This is a genomic window from Mycobacterium basiliense, from assembly GCF_900292015.1.
GTDB classification, from domain to species: domain Bacteria; phylum Actinomycetota; class Actinomycetes; order Mycobacteriales; family Mycobacteriaceae; genus Mycobacterium; species Mycobacterium basiliense.
Window position 1 is genome coordinate 2,010,895 of sequence record NZ_LR130759.1, and the last position, 18,971, is coordinate 2,029,865.

17 protein-coding genes and 1 pseudogene are annotated in these 18,971 nt (G+C 64.7%); 10 read left to right on the top strand and 8 right to left on the bottom strand.

What is annotated here, in order from left to right:
- Positions 1 to 20: 20 nt before the first annotated feature.
- Positions 21 to 2,534 carry an aminotransferase class I/II-fold pyridoxal phosphate-dependent enzyme gene (locus MB901379_RS08555; RefSeq protein ID WP_158016227.1) on the bottom strand — a complete coding sequence of 838 codons (2,514 nt, stop codon included), beginning with the start codon at positions 2,532 to 2,534 and terminating at the stop codon, positions 21 to 23.
- A 57-nt stretch (positions 2,535 to 2,591) separates the two neighbouring features.
- Complete coding sequence (locus MB901379_RS08560) at positions 2,592 to 3,893, bottom strand: phytoene desaturase family protein (RefSeq protein WP_158016228.1); 1,302 nt, start codon at positions 3,891 to 3,893, stop codon at positions 2,592 to 2,594.
- Positions 3,894 to 4,374: 481 nt separating this feature from the next.
- On the opposite strand from MB901379_RS08560, the gene thyX reads away from it, so the two are divergent.
- The 3 genes from thyX (at position 4,375) to MB901379_RS08575 (ending at position 7,843) form a co-directional block, all read left to right on the top strand.
- The gene (thyX, locus tag MB901379_RS08565) at positions 4,375 to 5,127 is read left to right on the top strand and encodes an FAD-dependent thymidylate synthase (protein WP_158016229.1); all 753 of its coding nucleotides are present in this window, start codon (positions 4,375 to 4,377) and stop codon (positions 5,125 to 5,127) included.
- A 118-nt stretch (positions 5,128 to 5,245) separates the two neighbouring features.
- Positions 5,246 to 6,148 carry a 4-hydroxy-tetrahydrodipicolinate synthase gene (gene dapA, locus MB901379_RS08570; RefSeq protein ID WP_158016230.1) on the top strand — a complete coding sequence of 301 codons (903 nt, stop codon included), beginning with the start codon at positions 5,246 to 5,248 and terminating at the stop codon, positions 6,146 to 6,148.
- 18 nt (positions 6,149 to 6,166) lie between these two features.
- Positions 6,167 to 7,843, top strand: a complete 1,677-nt coding sequence (locus MB901379_RS08575) for a ribonuclease J (protein ID WP_158016231.1) — start codon at positions 6,167 to 6,169, stop codon at positions 7,841 to 7,843.
- On the opposite strand, the pseudogene MB901379_RS08580 reads toward MB901379_RS08575, so the two are convergent.
- The 3 genes and pseudogenes from MB901379_RS08580 to MB901379_RS08590 form a co-directional block, all read right to left on the bottom strand.
- Positions 7,830 to 8,721: pseudogene (locus MB901379_RS08580) on the bottom strand (SAM-dependent methyltransferase). The gene MB901379_RS08575 and the pseudogene MB901379_RS08580 overlap by 14 nt on opposite strands.
- A 3-nt stretch (positions 8,722 to 8,724) precedes the next feature.
- Positions 8,725 to 9,555, bottom strand: a complete 831-nt coding sequence (locus tag MB901379_RS08585; protein WP_158016233.1) for a mycofactocin-coupled SDR family oxidoreductase — start codon at positions 9,553 to 9,555, stop codon at positions 8,725 to 8,727.
- Positions 9,555 to 9,869 carry a putative quinol monooxygenase gene (locus MB901379_RS08590; RefSeq protein ID WP_158016234.1) on the bottom strand — a complete coding sequence of 105 codons (315 nt, stop codon included), beginning with the start codon at positions 9,867 to 9,869 and terminating at the stop codon, positions 9,555 to 9,557. The genes MB901379_RS08585 and MB901379_RS08590 overlap by 1 nt, the downstream gene beginning before the upstream one ends.
- 166 nt (positions 9,870 to 10,035) lie before the next feature.
- On the opposite strand from MB901379_RS08590, the gene MB901379_RS08595 reads away from it, so the two are divergent.
- The gene (locus MB901379_RS08595) at positions 10,036 to 12,582 is read left to right on the top strand and encodes a DNA translocase FtsK (RefSeq protein ID WP_232022022.1); all 2,547 of its coding nucleotides are present in this window, start codon (positions 10,036 to 10,038) and stop codon (positions 12,580 to 12,582) included.
- A gap of 211 nt (positions 12,583 to 12,793) precedes the next feature.
- Here MB901379_RS08595 and MB901379_RS08600 read toward each other — a convergent pair whose 3' ends face one another.
- Positions 12,794 to 13,309, bottom strand: coding sequence for an amino-acid N-acetyltransferase (locus MB901379_RS08600; protein WP_158016235.1), 516 nt, complete (start codon positions 13,307 to 13,309; stop codon positions 12,794 to 12,796).
- An 84-nt stretch (positions 13,310 to 13,393) separates the two neighbouring features.
- On the opposite strand from MB901379_RS08600, the gene pgsA reads away from it, so the two are divergent.
- The 4 genes from pgsA to pspM all read left to right on the top strand — a co-directional run bounded on the left by pgsA (position 13,394) and on the right by pspM (position 16,227).
- Entirely contained in the window at positions 13,394 to 13,963 is a 570-nt protein-coding gene (pgsA, locus tag MB901379_RS08605) for a CDP-diacylglycerol--glycerol-3-phosphate 3-phosphatidyltransferase (RefSeq protein ID WP_158019040.1), read from the top strand.
- A 104-nt stretch (positions 13,964 to 14,067) separates the two neighbouring features.
- Positions 14,068 to 14,427, top strand: coding sequence for a transcriptional regulator ClgR (clgR, locus tag MB901379_RS08610; RefSeq protein WP_158016236.1), 360 nt, complete (start codon positions 14,068 to 14,070; stop codon positions 14,425 to 14,427).
- 156 nt (positions 14,428 to 14,583) lie between these two features.
- Entirely contained in the window at positions 14,584 to 15,396 is an 813-nt protein-coding gene (gene pspA / locus MB901379_RS08615; protein ID WP_158016237.1) for a phage shock protein PspA, read from the top strand.
- 15 nt (positions 15,397 to 15,411) lie between these two features.
- Positions 15,412 to 16,227 carry a phage shock envelope stress response protein PspM gene (gene pspM, locus MB901379_RS08620; RefSeq protein WP_158016238.1) on the top strand — a complete coding sequence of 272 codons (816 nt, stop codon included), beginning with the start codon at positions 15,412 to 15,414 and terminating at the stop codon, positions 16,225 to 16,227.
- 41 nt (positions 16,228 to 16,268) lie between these two features.
- Here pspM and MB901379_RS08625 read toward each other — a convergent pair whose 3' ends face one another.
- Positions 16,269 to 16,700, bottom strand: coding sequence for a limonene-1,2-epoxide hydrolase family protein (locus tag MB901379_RS08625; RefSeq protein WP_158016239.1), 432 nt, complete (start codon positions 16,698 to 16,700; stop codon positions 16,269 to 16,271).
- A 63-nt stretch (positions 16,701 to 16,763) separates the two neighbouring features.
- Here MB901379_RS08625 and MB901379_RS08630 point away from each other — a divergent pair, with 63 nt between their 5' ends.
- Both MB901379_RS08630 and MB901379_RS08635 read left to right on the top strand, forming a co-directional pair.
- Positions 16,764 to 17,930: a glycosyltransferase gene (locus MB901379_RS08630; protein WP_158016240.1), complete on the top strand. Its 1,167-nt coding sequence runs from the start codon at positions 16,764 to 16,766 to the stop codon at positions 17,928 to 17,930.
- 22 nt (positions 17,931 to 17,952) lie between these two features.
- A complete protein-coding gene (locus MB901379_RS08635) occupies positions 17,953 to 18,147 on the top strand; it encodes a DUF3046 domain-containing protein (RefSeq protein WP_408632340.1) in 195 nt (64 codons plus the stop codon).
- Between the two features lie 68 nt (positions 18,148 to 18,215).
- Here the strand turns inward: MB901379_RS08635 and MB901379_RS08640 are convergent, their stop codons facing one another.
- Positions 18,216 to 18,863, bottom strand: coding sequence for a (2Fe-2S)-binding protein (locus tag MB901379_RS08640; RefSeq protein WP_158016242.1), 648 nt, complete (start codon positions 18,861 to 18,863; stop codon positions 18,216 to 18,218).
- Between the last annotated feature and the right edge of the window lie 108 nt (positions 18,864 to 18,971).

Below are 18,971 nucleotides of genomic sequence, written 5' to 3' on the forward strand. Positions count from 1 at the left end.
GAGTAACGGTCCCCGAGTGGCTACGTTTCGGCGGTGGCGCGGCACCGCTGATCCTCGTTGCTCTCGGTGGCCGACGGCACCGGCGAGGATTGGTCACCGGCTGGGCGAATCTGTTGGCCCACGGCAACGTTAGCGACCGCCTCGCTGAGTAGGGCGCCGGAGTAGTCATCACTGGTTCGCACATAAAGGCAGGTGTGTTCGGTACGGGCGCCAAAGCGGCGCTTCTCGATCTCGGCGTCCATACCCATCCGTAGTGCGCACATCGAAAGGGCGCGTGCCCTGCGAACCCAGTGCAGAATCATCGAACGGTATATGTCGTGATCGCGCCAGCTGTCGTCGAGGCCGCAGAGGAAGGGTGCGTAGGTCTTGCCGTGCTTGTGCGCGGCCCAGAATGCGACCGGCTGCGGGGGGCCCCCAGCGTCGGCGCGAATCCGTATCACACCAAGCTCCCAGGAGGGGCTGCGCAGCATCGCTGGCAGGAGCGTGGCCGGCAGGCGGAATAGGTTGAGCCGCAACTTTCTTCCCTCCAGCTGCTCAAAGAGGCCGTGCAGATGCATGGTCTCCTCGAAGGTCAACGACGCCAGTCCGGCTCCGTGGAAACTAACGTCCGTTGCCTTCACGTGCTCGAAAACGGGCCGCAGCTGATAACGCTTCTTCTTGTCAAGCGCGGCATACCATTTCGCCTCATCCATGCCGTCGAGGGTTAGTGTGTGAGTGTCGAGCATCGGCACCCTCGATAGGCCTTCGTCGAGCATGAATGCCTGCATTTCGGGATCGCCGGCGGGCAGGTCGCGGAAGATGATCGTTCGTGCCTCGCTGCGTTCGGCTTCGTCGTCGACGGCGGCCAATATCATTCGCAGCGCGTCCCGCCAGGCGGCTGTCCGGTCGAGGTAGACGTGATTTCCCTCGGACAACGGAGAACCGGTCATCACCGCCTTGGACGTGAGATAGTACGGGTCTGTTGCGCGCCGCTGTTCCAGTTCTCGGGAAACCTCCTCCGCGGAAAGCATGTCGTCCTTCAACAGCAGTGTGGTGACAAACGTAGCCGCGATGACACGCCCAGTGCGGTCGCGGACAAGGAGATAACGGAACGTCCAGCGGTGCTCGGGCCTTGCGTTTCCAACGTCGTAAACTGCCTCGGCGGCAGCCATCGCCTCCCAGCTGCAATGCGCGGCCTCGCCCAAAACGCTGTCCCAGGTAGCCCGGTCGAGGTGTCGGATCGAGGTCGCGCTCTCCATCCGTAGCTCGGTGCCTGCCAGCGACTGTGCCGTAAGGTACGCGCGCGGGCTCGCGCTTGCGAGCACATCGGTCGATTGACTCTCGGGCACCTGGAAATCGCGGAGGACCGCGGGGATATGAACGGCCAATCGATCGACGACCCGGTCGATCTCGGCGAAGCTGTGCGCAGCGGTGATGCTGAGCCGAATGCCTCCGTGCTTCATCGGGACCGAGGGAAAAACCGAGGAATTCACGTAGATGCCGTCATCGAGCATCCGGCTGGCGACCTCGTAGGCGACCCGGGGAAGACCGCAATGTAGGAAGAAGATCGGGGTCTCATTGATCGCCATGGCCGAGAGCCCGGCCTCGGCCAGCCGCGCATTGACCCGGTCCACGCGGGCCCGCAGAGCTGTCTGCAGCACGACAATTTCTGGACCCAGGTGTATCAGAGCCGAAGCTCGTACCGCGCCGATCATCGGCGGCTGGACGGGACCACCGAACATCAGGGGACCGCCACTGGTACGGACCAGATCCAACTCCGCGGGGTCGTCGAACACCAAACAGCCTCCGGCCGCGCCAAATGCTTTGTTCAACGACGTCGCGACCACTACCCGCTGGTCTCGCGGAAACCTGGACAGAAAGCTGCCTCGGCCGTGCAGTCCCGCCCACGACATTCCGTGCGCGTCATCAACGTAGAGCCGCACGTTGGGCGCGATTGCCAGGGCTTCCTGCAGGAGTTGGACAGGCGCGAGGTCGCCATACATGGAGTAGACGCCATCGACACAGAACCACACCGTCCGATGCCGGCGAGCCAGTTGCGCAATGGTGTCACCGGCCCGCTCCAGCTGCTCGTGGCGCACTAACTCGACCCGGGTCCCACCCGCACGCGCCTGGTTGGCGCCGAGGTGTACCGAATGGTGAGCTTGATGATCCAGGACGATCGCGTCCCGTTCGTCTGCCAATACAGGTAGAGCGGCCAGATGCGCCAACGTCGTGCTGGGTGTCAGCAGGGCGTGACCACCGAAAAGCTCGGACAGCATGTACTCGGCCCCGCTGTAGAGCGGGTGTGAAAGATAGGCCCGCGAACACGAGAACTGGGTGCCGTAGCGTTGTCCCGCCTCGATGACGCCGCCGATGAGGGCGGGATGGAACTCTAAGCCCAGGTAGGAACACGACGAGAAGGAGGTGACGGTGCGACCGTCGAGCGTGACGGATCGCCCGTGAAAATACTCATCCTCGGTGTCTAGGAACACCACCCCGCGTTGTCTGGCATCGTCCATAACGTCTTTAACCACTGTGATCAGTTTGCTGTCCATACCGGCAATATCCTTTCGGTGGGAGCCCGGCTAATGGCCTACCGTGCAGCGAACTTGCTAATTGGTGAGTCGTCGCGATGCCATATGTGCCGCATTTTTTCCTGACTTGGCTGCGGCGCCGGCATGTTCGCCGGGGGGACCGACCGAAGTGCCTAGAAAATAGATGTCGGTATCGGGGTCGTAGCTGGAAAGCTTGCCAAAGCCGGCCGGCGGTACATATGGGCTCGGGGCGCTGGAAAGGCCGAGGAGGTCTTCGTACTCCGCGGGAGATAGGAAGCGCTGATAGATTACGGATTCCCGGAATCCCGGCATGCTTTGTTCGATAGTGCTCAGGATGTACGCGCAGAGCTCTTGCCGCCGATCGGTGGATGGATTTCGCTCGCCCCGTGGCAGGGGAATGACGGCGTTGATGGTGTAGTGATCCGGCTGCTCCGGTAGGTCAGAACGAAAGATGTGGAAGCTTGGTGGATGAGCCCGCAGACCGGCGTCGAGTCGGCGCAACTCCTCAGCGATGCCCGCGTGAAACCATGCGATTGTGTGGTAGCGGCGTGGGTAGGGAAAGGATTTGCGGACGGCAAGGAGAAACAATGCCGCCTCGAGGCCGGGTTTAGTGCCTGACGGGAAATGGTTCCAACGGCCCTGGCTGGACAGGACGGCGCGCGCCCAAAAAGTTCCGGCGGATGTGTGTACGCGCTTGTCGGTACCGTCGGGCTCGACGGCTAGGGATGCACACCCAAAACGCAGTTGTCCGCCCAGCATCTCAAAACGCCGGACCATCGCGTCGATCATTCGGCGCGGACCCCCGACCGGGGTGCGGCTTTTCTCGTAGCCGTAATCGAGTTCTTTGGAGAAATTCTGCTGTATTTCGCCGACCGTCACATCGTCTGGGGAACGCATCAACGCGTAGATAGGAATGCAAGCGGCGGCCGCAAGCAGCGGATCTTGCAGATGTGCGTCGATGAGCTGGCCAACCGTCTGCTGTGGGGTCCGGCGCGCAGCGCGGATTGCGGACAGAATGCCGGGGGATCGGCGAACGAGTTTCAGCGACGTCGACACGGTCGGCGGCAGATTGATGGCATGACTTCCGAGATGAAAGCGGGCCTTGGGCGCCAGGAATTCAGCTTTGACACCCAGCGCGACGAGGCTTTGTTCCAGGCCGCGACCGAAGTCGTTGCAGCCGGTGACAAACTCGTAGCCATCGATGAAAAATGTCCCGCAGAGTCCGCCCGGAACCGTGCGGCGCTCCAGGATCAGAGTGCTAATGCCCTGTTGCTGGAGATAGATGCCGGCGGTGAGCCCGGCGATGCCACTGCCGACTACTATCGCATCGAATCGATATGAGAGGTCTAGAGCGCGCATATTGTTTTCGGTAGCTGGATGCCGATATCGACATATTTTGGGCGTGACCAGTTCACGATATTTTCCCGGAGTCGCACGGCGTTTGTTGACCCATCCGTCGCGAACCTTCCCGCGATAAAATATCGATCTGGTGGCACATTTGTGCACCCTCTCCGCAACCCACGACAACTCGGCCGTCGGCTGGTGTTCGCTGACAGGCAAAGCAGTTTGGAGGAATCGTCATGTCAGGGGGCCGCAATGACGTCCATGCGGGCTAATGATGCACAGCTTGTCGCAGCAATTCACGGGCATTTCTTCCGAACCGGTAGCGAACGGGTGTGCAGTATGCATATTTGCGGTGTGATGTGCTCGTGGTGTTTGTTGGGTCGTTGCGACGGTCGCGTTCGGCGGCGGTGCCGACCGCCCACGTGCCCACCTGGACACCCACCCGGACCGAATGCCGGGCAACTCCGGATGCTTGCTCGGCGCTAGGGTGAGCGCCGTGGCCGAAACCGCGCCGCTACGCGTCGAACTGATCGCCAAGACCGAGTTCTTGGCGCCGCCTGACGTGCCCTGGACCACTGACGCCGTCGGCGGCTCGGCGCTCGTCGAGTTTGCCGGTCGGGCGTGCTATCAAAGCTGGAGCAAGCCCAATCCCAGGACCGCGACCAACGCCAGTTACCTCAAGCACATCATCGATGTCGGGCATTTCTCGGTGCTTGAGCACGCAACCGCGTCCTTCTACATCACCGGGATTTCGCGGTCGTGCACCCATGAGCTGATCCGGCATCGGCATTTCTCCTATTCGCAACTGTCGCAGCGCTACGTGCCAGAAGGTGATTCGCAGATAGTGGTGCCGCCGGGCATGGACGATGACCCTGAACTACAACAGATCATGGCGGCCGCGGCCGACGCCAGCCGGGCCACCTACACCGAATTGCTCGCCAAGCTGGAAGCCAAGTTCGCCGATCAGCCGAACGCGGTCCTGCGTCGCAAGCAGGCCCGGCAGGCAGCGCGCGCCGTGCTACCCAATGCCACCGAAACCCGCATTGTGGTGACGGGCAACTTCCGGGCTTGGCGGCACTTCATCGCGATGCGGGCCAGCGAGCACGCCGATGTGGAGATCCGCCGGTTGGCCATCGAATGCCTGCGCCAGCTCGTCGACCTGGCACCCGCGGTGTTTGCCGACTTCGAGGTTTCGACCCTGGCCGACGGTACCGAGGTTGCCACCAGCCCTTTTGCCACCGAAGCCTGAGTCGGCGCAGCTGAGAAGGCTGAGCGGGGTCGTCGAGGGGCTGCCATCGAGGCCCGACCGCAAGTGGCCGGACCGGCGGGCGGAAAAAGCTTGGTCCCGCCAGGTAATCTTGGGAACCGTGAGCACCGTCGGATTTGACGCTCCCGCGCGCCTGGGAACCCTGCTGACCGCGATGGTGACACCATTTGGCCCCGATGGCGCCCTGGACATTGCCGCCGCGGCGCAACTGGCTAACCACCTGGTTGACCAGGGGTGCGACGGCCTGGTGGTCTCGGGAACCACCGGTGAGTCACCCACCACCACCGACGACGAGAAGCTCGAATTGCTGCGTGTCGTCCTAGAGGCGGTGGGGGATCGGACCCGGGTGATCGCTGGCGCCGGTACCTATGACACCGCGCATAGCATCCGGTTGGCCAAGGCCTGCGCGGCGGAAGGTGCGCATGGCCTGCTGGTTGTCACGCCGTACTACTCGAGACCGCCCCAATCCGGGTTGTTGGCGCATTTCACCGCCGTCGCCGACGCGACCGAGCTACCGGTGCTGCTTTACGACATCCCTGGGCGTTCAGCGGTGCCGATCGAGCCGGTCACGTTGCGTGCGCTCGCGTCGCACCCGAACATTGTCGGCGTCAAGGACGCCAAAGCCGACCTGCCCAGTGGTGCCCAGATCATCGCCGATACCGGCCTGGTGTATTACTCCGGCGACGATGCGCTCAACCTTCCGTGGCTGGCCATGGGCGCGATCGGCTTCATCAGCGTGATCGGCCACCTGGCCTCCGGGCAACTGCGGGAGTTGTTGTCTGCCTTCGGTTCCGGGGATATTGCAACCGCCCGCAAGATCAACACCGCGGTCAGTCCGCTGTGCAACGCGATGGGCCGCCTCGGCGGGGTGACGCTATCCAAGGCGGGTCTGCGGTTGCAGGGCATCGAGGTCGGCGACCCGCGTCTTCCGCAGGTGGCCGCGACAGCGGAGCAGATCGAGTCCTTGGCCGCGGACATGCGCGCGGCCTCGGTACTGCGGTGAGCTGTAGGTGAGTCACAGGTGAACGAAGACCTTCCCCCGCCCGGCCCGTTGGCCGCAGGTGGGCTGCGGGTCACCGCTCTCGGCGGAATCAACGAAATCGGCCGCAACATGACGGTTTTCGAACATCTGGGACGGCTGCTGATCATCGACTGCGGGGTACTTTTTCCGACCCACGACGAGCCGGGCGTCGATTTGATCCTGCCCGATCTGCGGCATATCGAGGATCGGTTGGATGACATCGACGCCTTGGTGCTCACCCACGCCCACGAGGACCACATCGGGGCGATCCCGTTTCTGCTCAAGTTGCGGCCAGACATCCCGATCGTCGGCTCGAAGTTCACCTTGGCATTGGTTGCCGCCAAATGTCGGGAGCACCGCATCAAGCCGGTGTTGGTCCACGTCGCGGAGGGACAGAGCAGCAGACACGGGGTTTTCGAGTGCGAGTACTTCGCAGTTAATCATTCGATTCCGGATGCGCTGGCCATCGCCGTCTACACCGGCGCGGGAACCGTCCTGCACACCGGCGACATCAAGCTCGATCAACTACCCCTCGACGGCCGCCCGACGGATCTGCCTGGGATGTCACGGCTCGGTGACGCCGGTGTGGATCTGTTTCTGTGTGATTCCACCAACTCCGAAATCCCGGGTGTCGGACCGTCCGAAAGTGAAGTGGGCCCGACGGTGCACCGGCTGATACGGGGCGCCGGGGGCCGGGTCATTGTGGCGTGTTTTGCCTCGAATGTGGACCGGGTGCAACAGATCATCGATGCCGCGGTGGCGTTGGGCCGGCGGGTGTCGTTCGTCGGGCGATCGATGGTGCGCAACATGGGTATCGCGCGGGAACTGGGATTCCTGCGGGTTGACAATTCCGACCTGGTCGACATCGCTGCCGCCGAGATGTTGCCGCCCGACCAGGTGGTGCTGATCACCACCGGCACCCAGGGCGAGCCGATGTCGGCGCTGTCGCGCATGTCGCGTGGCGAACATCGCAGCATCACACTGACTTCGGGTGACCTCATCGTGCTGTCGTCGTCACTGATCCCAGGCAACGAGGAGGCGGTTTACGGCGTTATCGATTCGCTCTCCAAGATCGGCGCCCGGGTCGTCACCAACGCCCAAGCCAGAGTGCATGTTTCCGGCCACGCGTACGCCGGTGAACTGCTCTTTTTGTACAACGGGGTGCGGCCCCGTCACGTCATGCCGGTGCACGGAACGTGGCGGATGCTTCGGGCCAACGCCAAACTGGCCGCCAGCGCCGGGGTGCCGGAGGACTCAATTCTGTTGGCGGAGAATGGTGTCAGCGTCGACCTGGTTGATGGCAAGGCCTCGATCGCGGGCGCGGTGCCGGTCGGCAAGATGTTCGTCGACGGGCTGATCACCGGCGACGTCGGCGAGATCACCCTGGGTGAACGGCTCATCCTGTCGTCCGGCTTCGTCGCCGTGACCGTGGTGGTGCATCGTGGCACCGGGCGTCCGGCGGCGGTGCCGCATCTGCATTCGCGCGGCTTTTCCGAGGATCCCAAGGCGCTCGAACCTGCCGTGCGCAAGGTCGAAGCCGAGCTGGAATCATTGGTCGCTGCCAGCGTCATTGACCCCATCCGGATCGCGCAGGGTGTGCGTCGCACGCTCGGCAAGTGGGTGGGCGAAACCTACCGCCGGCAGCCGATGATTGTGCCGACGGTTATCGAGGTCTGAGGGGCTCAGATCTTCTCCGCATACGCTGACCATTCGATCTGCGATGCCTTGAGCGTACGGCCGGTGGGTTCGACATAACGGTGAACGAGGTCGTCCGGCCCGGCCTGCTCGACCAGCCGCCACCCGTACTCGGCAAGGAATTCCGGTACCTGCTCGGGCAGCAGTCCGAAATGCCACAGCTGCCGTCGTTGCCGGACCGACCGGTAGAGCGTGCGCGTGCCGTACCGATTCGTGCCGTCAATGAAGTCGCGCCGCACGTAGGTGAAGACCAGGCGACTGCCGGGCGCGGCCACCCGCAGTCCCTCCAGGGTTCGCCGGACCGCCCGTTCGGTGAGGTACTGGGTGACCCCTTCGCAGATGAAAAACACGCGATGGTCGGGGAGATAGCCGTGCTCGGCCAATGCGGTCAGGAGGTCATCTTCTTCGAAGTCCAACGCCACCAGCCGAACCGACAGCGGCAGCTCACCGAGCACCCGTCGTACCGTCTTCGCCTTCCGGGCAACGTTGATCGGCAGATCCACCTCGAAGATCGGCATCCGAATGCGGCGGGTCAATCGGTAGGCGCGGGTGTCTAGTCCGGCACCGAGAATGACGACGGCGTCGATGCCATCGAGTGCCTCGGAAAGTTTGTCGCCGATAAACCGCTTGCGGCAGGCCAGGTTCGCCCACAGTCCCCGGCCGGACCACTCTGACCAGCCGATAACGAAGCGCCTGATCGGAGCGGGTCGGGTGGCGCTGACCAGCCAGCGCAGCGGTCTGGGCAGAAACAAGTCCGCCAGGTCGTCGTCGACCAGCCGACGTTCGGGCGGCTCGTTTTGTTCCACGGCAGCCAACACCATCGGGCCGAAGGCGGTCTGCGCAGCGGGATTTCGGGCCATCAACTACCTCTTATTCACATAGCCCGCGTCGACCGGCAAGGCGACGCCGGTGATGTATCGGGCCTCGTCGGACGCCAGCCACGCAACGGCATCGGCAATGTCATCGGCCTGCAGAATCTGCACCGGCAAGGCGTTTCCTGCGCCCAGCGCACCTGTGCCTGCAGCCAACTCGGCAAGCCATTGCAGGGTGAACTCATTGTTGATCATCGGGGTGTCAACCCCCGATGGATGTACCGAGTTTACCCGGATGCTATGCGGTGCAAGCAAATTAGCGTATAGCCGCATCAAACCCACAAGTCCGTGCTTTGCGGCGGTGTAGCCGATGGAGCCGGCATCGGCGCTGCCGATACCGGCCAGCCCGGCGGACGAACTGATCAGGACAATCGATCCGCCGGCGCCCTGTTCGATCATGGTCGGAATTGCGATATCCACGGTGTGGAAGGCGCCGGTGAGGTTGACGTCGATGACATCGTGCCAACCGTCCACCCCCGCCTGCATTGGGGCGATGCCGGCGTTGGCGATGACGATATCGAGTCGGCCGAACTCGCCCAGGCCAGCTTGCAACGCGTTGGTCAGCGAGGCGCGATCACGCACATCGGCTTGCTCGGCCACGACGTGGGCGCCGGTGTCCGCTACAAGCTTGGCGGTGAGCGCTAAGTCGTCGGCGGTGCCCAGCGGATATGGCACGCTGTCGATCTGCTCGCACAAATCGACCGCGATCACGTTGGCGCCGGCACCGGCCAGCCGCACCGCGTGCGCACGCCCCTGACCGCGTGCGGCTCCGGTGATGAACGCGACCCGGCCGCTTAGGGGGCCTTCGAGTGGTCGGCCCATCAGGGGCGGAGCTGTCCTTTGCCTGCGTCGCCGGCGGGAATAGGCTGCATCAGCTTGATGTCCGGGGGCCCGGCAAGATGCTCGCCCGCCGCCGTGAACATGTTGGCGACCGCGGGCGCGGTGCTGTGTGCGCGAAGTGCCTCTTCGTCGGCCCATTGCTCGATGAACACGAAGGTCTCGCCCGTGTGGTGCAGCGAGTAGAGCTGGCAGCCGGGTTCGTTGTGTACCTCGGTGACCGCGGCGGTGAGGATGTCGCGGACGGTGTCGACCGATTCGGGCTTGACGGTCAGCGTGGCGACGACAACGACGGGCATGCTTTGAGCCTCCTGGCTATTCCGCGGGTTACGGGCGGCATGACTAGGTCACTTTTCGTCACCCTACTCAGGTCTCCGGATAACGAGACGGGCACGTACTGGAGAAGCTGCCGTTACCAGTGTGGCATGTGGTGCGGATGAGGTAATTGCGACTAGGCTGGCACGCATGGCTAGTAAGACCGCCGCCCGCTCCGGAACCCGAACGAGCAGGTCAAAGGCCACTTCGCGGGGCAACGCTCGAAGTGGGAGATCGACAGCTCCCAAGAAGACGGCGAGCCGGCCGGCCAAGCGGCCAAGCAGACCTGCCCGGCGACGCAATCGCTCGATGTTGGCCTTGGCCGGGGTCGCTTGCGGCCGGGCCATGCGCGCGACCTGGATGATGGCGGCCAAGGGGACCGGTGGGGCGGCGCGATCGATCGGGCGAGCCCGCGACATCGAGCCCGGACACCGCCGGGACGGAATCGCGCTGGTTGTCCTGGGCCTGGGGTTTGTCGTTGCGGCAAGTTCGTGGTTTGCCGCCGCCGGCCCGGTGGGTGTCGGGGTCGACGCGGTGTTACGGACGTTCATCGGCTCGGCCGTCGTGCTTCTGCCGATCGTCCTGGCCGCCACCGCAATAGTGCTGATGCGGACCCAGCCCAATCCCGACACCCGGCCCAGGCTGATCCTGGGATCCAGCCTGATCGCCCTGTCCTTCCTCGGTCTGCGGCACCTGTGGGCGGGCTCGCCGGAAGCCCCGGCGCTGCGGCAACACGCGGCGGGTTTCGTGGGTTTCGCGATCGGTGGGCCGTTGTCGGATGGGTTGACACCATGGCTGGCCGCCCCCCTGTTGTTCATCGGTGCCCTGTTTGGGGTGCTGTTGTTGACCGGGACCACCATCCGCGAGGTGCCCGACGCCTTGCGCGGTCTGTTCGGCACCGGGTTGTTCCAGCGTGCAGACTCTGACGACGGCCGCTACGACCAGGACTACGGCGATTTCGCGGGTGACGATGCCGACACCGTGGAAGTGGCGTGCGAGGACTTCTCGGACGGCTACTACGACGAGGACCCGCTCGGACCCGCGGGCGAACTACCGGCCTGGCCGACGGCTGACTCGTCGGAGCTTGACGATGATGAACCGACCATCCCGGAACCGGCAGTCTCGCGGGGCGGCGCAAAACGCGGCCGTGGCTCTCGGTCCGCCAAGCAGAGCCTTCCGCCGCTGGACCGCGTCGTCGAAGGTCCCTACACGCTGCCCTCGCTGGACCTGCTGGTCGCCGGCGACCCACCCAAGAAGCGCAGCGCCGCCAACAGCCATATGGCCGGCGCCATCGGGGAGGTGCTCACCCAATTCAAGGTGGACGCCGCCGTCACCGGCTGCACCCGCGGGCCCACCGTGACCCGCTACGAGGTCGAGTTGGGGCCCGGTGTCAAGGTGGAGAAGATCACCGCACTGCAGAAAAACATCGCCTACGCGGTGGCCACCGAGAGCGTGCGCATGCTGGCCCCCATACCGGGCAAGTCCGCGGTAGGCATCGAGGTGCCCAACACCGACCGCGAAATGGTGCGGCTGGCCGACGTGCTCACCGCGCCATCGACCCGGCGTGACCATCATCCGCTGGTGATCGGGCTGGGCAAGGACATCGAAGGAGACTTCATCTCGGCCAACCTGGCCAAGATGCCGCACCTGCTGGTCGCCGGCTCTACCGGCTCCGGCAAGTCCAGCTTCGTCAACTCCATGCTGGTGTCGCTGCTTACCCGGGCCACCCCGGAAGAGGTCCGGATGATCCTGATCGACCCGAAGATGGTGGAACTGACCCCGTATGAAGGCATCCCGCATCTGATCACCCCGATCATCACGCAGCCCAAGAAGGCGGCCGCCGCGCTGGCCTGGCTGGTCGATGAGATGGAGCAGCGCTACCAGGACATGCAGGCTTCCCGGGTGCGCCATATCGACGACTTCAACGACAAGGTGCGATCGGGAGCGATCACCGCGCCCTTGGGCAGCCAGCGCGAGTACCGGCCTTACCCCTACGTCGTGGCTATCGTCGACGAATTGGCGGACCTGATGATGACCGCGCCACGCGACGTCGAGGACGCCATCGTGCGGATCACCCAAAAGGCCCGCGCCGCGGGCATTCACCTGGTGCTGGCCACCCAGCGCCCGTCGGTGGACGTGGTTACCGGGCTAATCAAGACCAACGTGCCATCCCGGCTGGCGTTCGCGACGTCGTCGCTGACCGACAGCCGGGTGATCCTGGACCAGGCGGGCGCGGAAAAACTGATCGGCATGGGCGACGGCCTATTTTTGCCGATGGGCGCGAGCAAACCGATCCGGTTGCAGGGCGCGTTCATCACCGACGACGAGATCCACGCCGTCGTCACCGCCTGCAAGGAGCAAGCCGAGCCCGAGTACACCGAGGGCGTCACGGCTGCCAAACCCGGCGGCGAGCGTAAGGACGTCGACCCGGACATCGGCGACGACATGGATGTGCTCTTGCAGGCCGTGGAGTTGGTGGTGTCCAGTCAGTTCGGCTCCACCTCGATGTTGCAGCGCAAGCTGCGGGTCGGATTCGCCAAAGCCGGCCGGTTGATGGACCTGATGGAGACCCGCAACATCGTCGGGCCCAGCGAGGGCTCGAAGGCCCGCGAGGTGCTGGTCAAGCCCGACGAGCTGGCCGGAACGCTGGCACTGATCAGGGGTGGGGGATCCGACGACGCGCCAGACGAGGATTGATCGTCGTCGGGCCGCGCCTTGGTTTCGCCGGTGCACCGGACGGCGCCATCGGGCGGACCCGGTCGGCAAAATCCCCTGGATGAAGCCGAAATTTCAGGAAGACAGCGGTGCGGAGTTGGCTACCATCAGCGGTCGGTGGCAGGCGAATCGAGTGTTGCCGACCGGCAGGCGGAACAATCCACCAAGCGGGCGTCCAGCTGTGCCCAGCGCATCAGAGCACCAACAGCATCCGGGTGTTGCCCAAGATGTTGGGTTTGACGTAGCTCAGGTCAAGAAATTCGGCGACACCGAGGTCGTAGGACCGGCACATCTCTTCGAATACTTCCGCGGTAACCGGTGTGCCCTCGATTTCGGTGAAGCCATGCTTGCCAAAGAATTCGGTCTCAAAGGTCAATACGAACAACCGCTCCAGCTGAAGTTCCCGGGCGACCTCGAGCAGCCTATTGACAATTGCGTGCCCGACACCGTGTCCGGTCATAGCGGGGTCCACGGCGACGGTGCGAATTTCACCCAGATCCGACCACAATACGTGCAGCGCCCCGCAACCGACCACGTTGCCCTCGTGTTCGGCCACCCAGATCTCCTGAACCGCTTCATAAAGCGTCACCAGGTTCTTTTCCAGCAGGATCCGTCCCGCGTAGGTGTCGACGAGCTTTTTTATCGCTGGAACATCTGAAGTTCGGGCGCGCCGGACGACCGGTCGGAAATCCGGTTGGCTTTCAGTCACGGGAGAACAGTATCGACATCGGGGACGGGTGGGCTGATCAACCGCTATTCTGTTGCCGTGTCAGGGCAGCCGCAAACGGGTCAGATGCCAGGAACCGCACGTATCGCTAACCTTGCCAATATCCTGACTGGCCTGCGGCTGGTGCTGGTCCCGATTTTCTTGTATGCGCTGTTCTATGACGGCGGTCACCAAACGACGGCTCGAGTTGTGGCATGGGCGATTTTCGCGGTTGCCAGCATTACCGATCGTTTCGACGGATTGCTGGCCCGCAACTATGGCATGGCCACCGAATTCGGCGCTTTTGTCGATCCGATAGCCGACAAGACGCTGATGGGGGCGTCGCTGATCGGCCTGTCGATGTTGGGCGATCTGCCGTGGTGGGTGACGGTATTGATCCTGACCCGCGAACTCGGGGTGACCGCGTTACGGCTGGCTCTGATTCGCCGCAATGTCATTCCCTCCAGCTGGGGTGGCAAGCTCAAGACCGTGGTACAGGCGGTGGCGATCGGTCTGTTCGTGCTGCCGCTCTCGGGGGCGCTGCACATGGTGGCCGTGGTGGTGATGGCGATTGCCGTCGTACTCACCGTGGTGACCGGCATCGACTACCTGCTATCGACAGTCAGGGAGATTCGCGCGACCAACCGCGGATCCTAGGTACCGGGAACCACACCACGTCGCGCGGCGTTCACCTAAAGACCATTGCTTTTGGGTACTTATTCGGTGTCGTAACAGGCTTGTGGCGGATGAAGGAGACCACGATGACGTCCTTGGTGCGTGAGGTCATTGGCGACGTGCTGCGCGAAGCCCGGACTTCGCAGGGCCGGACGCTGCGCGAGGTATCCGATGCGGCGCGGGTAAGCCTGGGATATCTGTCGGAGGTGGAGCGCGGCCGCAAGGAGCCGTCCAGCGAGCTGCTCAACGCGATCTGTGACGCGTTGCAGATCCCGCTGTCGGGGGTACTAGTCGGCGCGGGCGAGCGGATGGCGTCCGAGGAGCGCGCCTCTCAGGCCGCACCAACGCAGGCCGCACCAACGCAGGCCGCAACGGCGACCGGCGCCACCATCGATGCCCAGACCAAGGTGGTCATTCCAGCCGTGGCGTCGCTAGCGGTGGCTTGAACGTCAACCGGCGAAGCTGGTGGCGACTAGTTATCCGACCACGGGTGGGGAGATCGGCCCCGACCCACTAAATTGAGCGACAGGGTAAGCGCTGAGCCCAACTGGGCCCATCCGGGCCGACCCCGGGAATACAAGTAACGAAGGCGGAGCTAACTGATGGCCAATCCGTTCGTCAAAGCGTGGAAGTACCTCATGGCGCTGTTCAACTCCAAGATTGACGAGCACGCCGACCCAAAGGTGCAGATTCAGCAGGCCATCGAGGAAGCACAGCGTACCCACCAAGCGCTGACCCAACAGGCCGCGCAAGTGATCGGCAACCAGCGCCAACTGGAGATGAGGCTCAACCGGCAACTGGCGGACATCGAAAAGCTGCAGGTAAACGTGCGCCAGGCGCTGACTCTAGCGGACCAGGCCACCGCAACCGGAGACGCCGCCAAGGCGACCGAGTACAACAACGCTGCCGAGGCGTTCGCCGCCCAGCTGGTGACCGCCGAGCAAAGCGTCGAAGACCTCAAGGCGCTGCACGATCAGGCGCTGAACGCGGCCGCCCAGGCCAAGCGGGCTGTCGAACAGAACTCGATGGTGTTGCAACAGAAGATCGCCGAACGTACCAAGCTGCTCAGCCAGCTCGAGCAGGCGAAGATGCAGGAGCAGGTCAGTGCGTCGCTGCGGTCGATGAGTGAGCTCGCCGCCCCGGGCAACGTCCCGAGCCTCGATGAGGTGCGCGACAAGATCGAACGTCGGTACGCCACCGCGCTCGGGCAGGCCGAGCTGGCCGAGAGCTCGGTGCAGGGCCGCATGCTCGAGGTCCAGCAGGCCGGCGTGCAGATGGCGGGCCATTCCAGGTTGGAACAGATCCGGGCGTCGATGCGTGGAGAAGCCCTACCGGCCGGCGGTGCCACTCCCGGCGCCGCCCCGGCGGCCGAAGCCGGCGGACCGGTCGCCGAGAAACCTTTCGGTCAGCAGTAGGACGGGCGTCCGCACGTGGCGGTTAGGGCGACTCAGCGTGGGCACTGGCGTGCCGCGCTGCAGCGCGGGTTGGATTTTCTCGGTGAGTGGTCCGATTTCGCCGCCCGAAGGATCAGCGCCGCCACCGACCCGCGGGCCAGGTTGCTTCGTCGGCGCCGCCGGGCGCTGCGGTGGGCCCTCATCTTCACCGCCGGGTGCGTGTTCTGGGGATTGGTGACCGCGGTGCTGGCGGCCTGGGGCTGGTTCGCGTTGCTGCTACAGGTCACCGGGGCGATCGCGGTCGTGCAGGTTATTCCCGCGACGCTGTTGTTCTTTCGCTATCACTGGCTACGGTCCGAGCCGCTGCCGGCGCAGCGGCCGGCGAGCACCCGCCGCCTGCCGCCACCCGGTTCCGCAGCGCGACCGGCGATGTCCGCGCTGGGCGCCTCCGAACGCGGGTTCTTCTCGCTGTTAGGCGTGATGGAACGGGGAGTCCTGCTGCCGCCAGCTGAAGTCCAGGAGTTGACGGACGCGGCCAACCAGACCGCCTCGGCGATGGCGGCCACCGCCGCTGAGGTGGTGTCGATGGAGCGGGCCGCGCGGTACTCCGAATCATCCCGCTCTTACCTGGTGCCCACCATCAACGCCTTCACCGCGCAGCTGAGCGCCGGCGTACGCCAGTACAACGAAATGGTTACCGCTGCAGCGCAATTGGTTTCATCGGCTAATGGTGCCGCGGTCGGCGAGCCGGGGTCGCAACAGCGCTACCGCGACGAGCTGGTGGGCGCCACCGATCGTCTGGTCGGCTGGGCGCAGGCCTTCGATGAACTCGGCGGTCTGCCGCGCCGCTAGTCGCCCGATCGCGACGCCCTGGTTCCCTGCATCTTCGGTTCCTACATCGTCGCCTTGAGCGACGGGATCGCCAGCGCGGCCAGCCCGCGTACCAACGCCTTGGTCATGTCGTAGAAGTCGAAATAGTCCCGCCACAGCGTGATGCGCCCGCCGTGGACTTCAAAAACGCCGCAGACCCAGAACTGAATGCGCAGCCGGCCCAAGATCAAGGCGTCGGTGCGTTCGGTGAGTACCGCGGCGCCGTCGGCGGCGGCGCGGTGGATCTTCACCGCAAACCCCATGCGGCCGTCCATCCGCCGGAACAGCCGCATTGTTCGGCTGCGGCCGCGGATGGTTGGCAGTCCAACGTTCTGATACACGAGGTCGTCGTCCAACACCTCGTCTACGGTTTCGAAATCCGCGTCCTGCAGCGCGTTCAAGAACCGCTCGACCGTGCGGATGTTGTCGGTAGCTATCTGAGTCGGCTCGGTCATGGTTGCCAGCGTAGGCGAGCATCGGCAAGAGCGACGGCCTAGCGCTGTGGCAGGGTAAGGCGGATGCGCGTCGCCGTGGTTGCCGGGCCGGATCCGGGGCATTCGTTTCCCGCGATCGCGTTGTGCCGACGTTTTGCGAAGGCCGGCGACACACCGACGTTGTTCACCGGGGAGGAATGGACCTCGGCTGCCCGTGCCGCCGGGATCGACGCGGTGGAGTTGGACGGCCTGGTGGCCGACGACGACGACCTGGACGCTGGGGCCAGAATCCATCGACGAGCCGCACGTATGGCGGTGCTCAATGTGCCCGCGCTACGCGATCTGGCGCCTGATCTGGTGGTCTCCGATGTGATCACCGCCGGCGGTGGCTTGGCCGCCGAGCTGCTGGATATTCCGTGGATCGAACTCAACCCCCATCCGCTGTACCTGCCTTCGAAAGGTCTGCCACCGATTGGCAGCGGACTGGCACCAGGCACCGGCATCGGCGGCCGCCTGCGCGACGCCACCATGCGAGCGCTGACGGCCAGGTCCTGGCGAGCGGGCCTGCGCCAACGCGCCGCGGTCCGGGCCGAGATCGGACTGCCGGCGCGCGATCCGGGGCCGCTGCGCCGGCTTATCGCCACGCTGCCGGCCTTGGAGGTGCCTCGTCCGGATTGGCCCGCCGAGGCCGTCGTGGTGGGGCCGCTGCACTTTGAGCCGACCGACCGGGTGCTCGAGATCCCACCGGGCTCGGGACCGGTGGTGGTCATAGCGCCATCCACCGCGTTGACGGGGACCATCGGACTGGCCGAATGCGCGCTGGAGTGCCTGGTGCCAGGGGACACGCTGCCACCGGGCGCGCGCCTAGTGGTCTCACGGCTGGGCGGTCAGGATCTGTGCGCGCGGCCCTGGGCGGTGGTCGGGCTGGGGCGTCAGTCCGAATTGTTGACGCACGCCGATCTGGTCGTCTGCGGCGGCGGTCATGGGATGGTGGCAAAGACGCTGCTAGCCGGGGTGCCACTGGTGGTGGTTCCCGGTGGCGGAGACCAGTGGGAGATGGCCAATCGGGTGGTGCGCCAGGGGAGCGCGCGGCTGATTCGTCCGCTCACCCACGACGCGCTGGTGGCCGCGGCCAACGAGGTGCTGTCGGTACCGAGATACCGGACGGCGGCGCAACGGGCCGCGGCCAGCATCGCCGGGGTCGCCGATCCGGTGCGGGTCTGCCACGAAGCGCTCGCGCTGACGGGTTAGCTTGCTGGGTATGTTGGCTGGCGTGCGGTTGACGGAGTTCCACGAGCGGGTCACGCTGCGATTCGGGGTTGCCTACGGTGCCTCGGTGCTGGTCGATCACGTGCTCAGCGGTTTTGACGGGCGTACCGCCGCTCAGGCGATCGAGGCTGGTGTTGAGCCCCGAGACGTGTGGCGCGCGCTGTGCGCCGACTTCGATGTCCCCCGCGATCAGTGGTGATGGCTGCCGGATACGGGAGTCTGCGCCGAGAACTCGAGAACGCTCCAGCCTGAGCACAGACTCGACGTTTAGAGCGGGCAATCGCCGCACTTGCCGCCGGCGGGCAGGCGATACCAGAGGCAGCAGCTGCGACGGCGAAAGGTCAGCTCCGGGCCGGTGATCACCCCCGATCCGGCCAGGTCGCCGGTTTCCAGCAGGGCGTCGGTGATCTCGATGATTCGCGCGCGCAGGTCTGGTCGCGCCGAAACCAACATTCGCGACGTTCCGACCAGCGCGGACGCGATGTTTCCTGTCAGCAGGCCGGGCGCCAGGTTCACCGGGAGACCGGCCGCCAACCGTTCCAGATGGTCCCGCACGACTGCGCGGTAGAGCAGGTCCGGGGACAACGAGACGGGTTGTCCGACTGGCTTGGGCAGCCGCAGCTGCGCTGTGTTGTCGGCGCGCTGCAGATCGCTCAGGTCCGGAATGACGCCGTGTCCCACGACGCATGCCAGCACGGGGGACCATAGGCGGGCGGCATGGCCGAGGTGGACCAGGGAGGCGGCGATGCGCACCTGCGTGGTGCGGTAGCGCCGGACGGTCGCGTCGATCAAATCCGCGAATCCGGCGTGGTAGGACTGAGCGACCGGATGCCATCCTGCTTCGTCCCCACCCACGGCAAGGGCGAAAAAGCCACCGTAGGAGCGAATTTCGGCTAATTCGGCGGATATGTTCATCTGGTCATCGGTAGCCGATACTGCCACACGCGGCGTGTCGAAGTTGAATCGAACAAGTGTTCGTCTACTGTGGTGATCATTCGGAGACCCGATTTGTCGGTGGCCTTC